At 63.6% G+C, this 1,776-nt stretch carries 2 protein-coding genes; one reads left to right on the top strand and one right to left on the bottom strand.

The window, feature by feature from the left end:
- Positions 1–558 (top strand): chromate transporter (locus tag WA702_RS14515; protein ID WP_425111227.1); only part of this gene is annotated, 558 nt, incomplete at its 5' end.
- Positions 559–610: 52 nt separating this feature from the next.
- Here WA702_RS14515 and WA702_RS14510 read toward each other — a convergent pair.
- Positions 611–1,690: a Cj0069 family protein gene (locus WA702_RS14510; RefSeq protein ID WP_425111226.1), complete on the bottom strand. Its 1,080-nt coding sequence runs from the start codon at positions 1,688–1,690 to the stop codon at positions 611–613.
- Between the last annotated feature and the right edge of the window lie 86 nt (positions 1,691–1,776).

Here is a 1,776-nt window from a genome sequence, read left to right as displayed (position 1 = left end):
ACATCAAGCTCGATCCTCGGCAAGCTGCTGCTGTTTTTCCTCAAGGCGGGCTCTCTCACCTTTGGCAGCGGGCTGGTGATCGTGCCGTTCCTCGAGCAGGGGCTTGTTCAGCAATTCGGCTGGCTCGATCAGCGTCAGTTCCTGATCGCGGTCGCGATCGGCATGATCAGCCCGGGGCCGGTCGTGATCACCGCGACGTTCGTCGGCTATCTCGTTGCCGGCTTCTGGGGCTCGCTGGTCTCGACCGTCGGGATCTTCCTGCCATCATTCCTGTTCGTGCTGATTGCCGCGCCGTTGCTTGCGCGACATCGCGCCAACCCGAATGTGCAGGGCTTCGTCAAGGGCGCCTACGCCGCCGCGATCGGGACCATCCTCGGCGCCTGCATCCTGCTCGGTCGGATCGCGATCGGCGACTGGCTGACGGCGCTGGTCGGGATCGTGTCGCTCGCGATCCTGTTTCGATGGAAGGTCAGCAATCCGCTGCTGATCGCTGCGACCGCCGTCGTCGGCCTGATCGCCTATCCAGTCCTGCAGCCGTCATGGGTGATGGTGCACTAGAGCCTCCGTTCGGCTGGACCGGACGGAGGTCCTCGCTCTGCGCGGCTGCTCGTTATTGGCCGAGCACGTCGCTTCGCGTTCTTTCAAGGCGCGCCCTGATCGTTTGTGCGATCGCAGCCGGTGCCTCGTCCGGAATTGCGAAGCACGAACTCGCATTGATCTCGCAGAGGACGTAGGTGTCGGCGCCGGCCGCGTCACGTGGGCCATAGAGGAAATCGGCGTCCCAGATCACGGGCAGCGATGCCTCGTCGATGCCGAGGGTCTCAATCAATTGCGGCGTCCATTCGTTTTCCATCAAGCGCCGCAGAGCCTGGAATGGCAGGGCGTCGGGCCCATGCATGATCCGCGGCCCGGGTTGAGCTTCGGCTGAATCCGGACCAGCAGGCGGAGGCGGCAGCAAGGCCTTGATAAGCTGGTGACCGAAGCCCGCCACCTTCGATCCGCTCATGTAACATCGGATCATGCCCTCTTGCAGGCGCGGTTGAAACGCTTGGTCGATGATGCAGCCGCCCCATCCAAAATAGGACTCGCATCGGGTCAAGAACCCATCGAGCGGCAATTCCTCCGGCCGGCTGCCGCGTTGCGCGTGCAGGATCCGGACCATCGTGTCACGCCCCGGCACATCCTCCACCTTCCATACGCCTTGCCCGCCGTTGCCCCGGTTTTGCTTGAGGACACGGGGGCCGCTCGCACGCAGGCGTGGGGGAAACTCGGTGCGGAATATCTTGGCATCGTCGTACCGATAGGTGTCGGTGCCCCAGCCGAAGTGGCGCGTTCGATGGAGGACGTCCTTGACCCCCATCTTCAAAATCACGTCGGGATGGGCGCTCACCCAGATGCCGCGCGCCGCGACCTCACGGAGCAGCGGATCGAGCGACGCGCGGGTCTTGCCCTGATGGATCGGATCGACCCAGACCAGCACGCCGTCGACCGTCAGCAGTTGGTTACGCACGTCGTCCGCGAAGCTCTCGTCATAGACGACCGGAATGGCCTCGGTGGCCGCGCCCGCGAGCGCCTCGAAGACGCGGACGAAGCGATTATTTTGCGGCGTTGCCTGGCGGCGCGCATCTTCGTCGCCACGCCAAAGGATTGCTATCTTGGAATCAGCAGGGGTCGATTGTTCGATCATCATGCGCAAGCTCCACGAGGGATCAGGGTGCGCAGAGCTTGGACCGAGGTCTCGTGGGGAGTCCGCAATGTCCCCATGTCGCAATCCTA

This window comes from Bradyrhizobium sp. (assembly GCF_049798375.1).
Classification (GTDB): domain Bacteria; phylum Pseudomonadota; class Alphaproteobacteria; order Rhizobiales; family Xanthobacteraceae; genus Bradyrhizobium.
This window is presented reverse-complemented; position numbering and strand designations above follow the sequence as displayed.

Bases quoted from the DNA above. Each gene is read 5' to 3' on its own strand.
- WA702_RS14510 (WP_425111226.1), bottom strand. From the start codon at position 1,690: ATGATGATCGAACAATCGACCCCTGCTGATTCCAAGATAGCAATCCTT.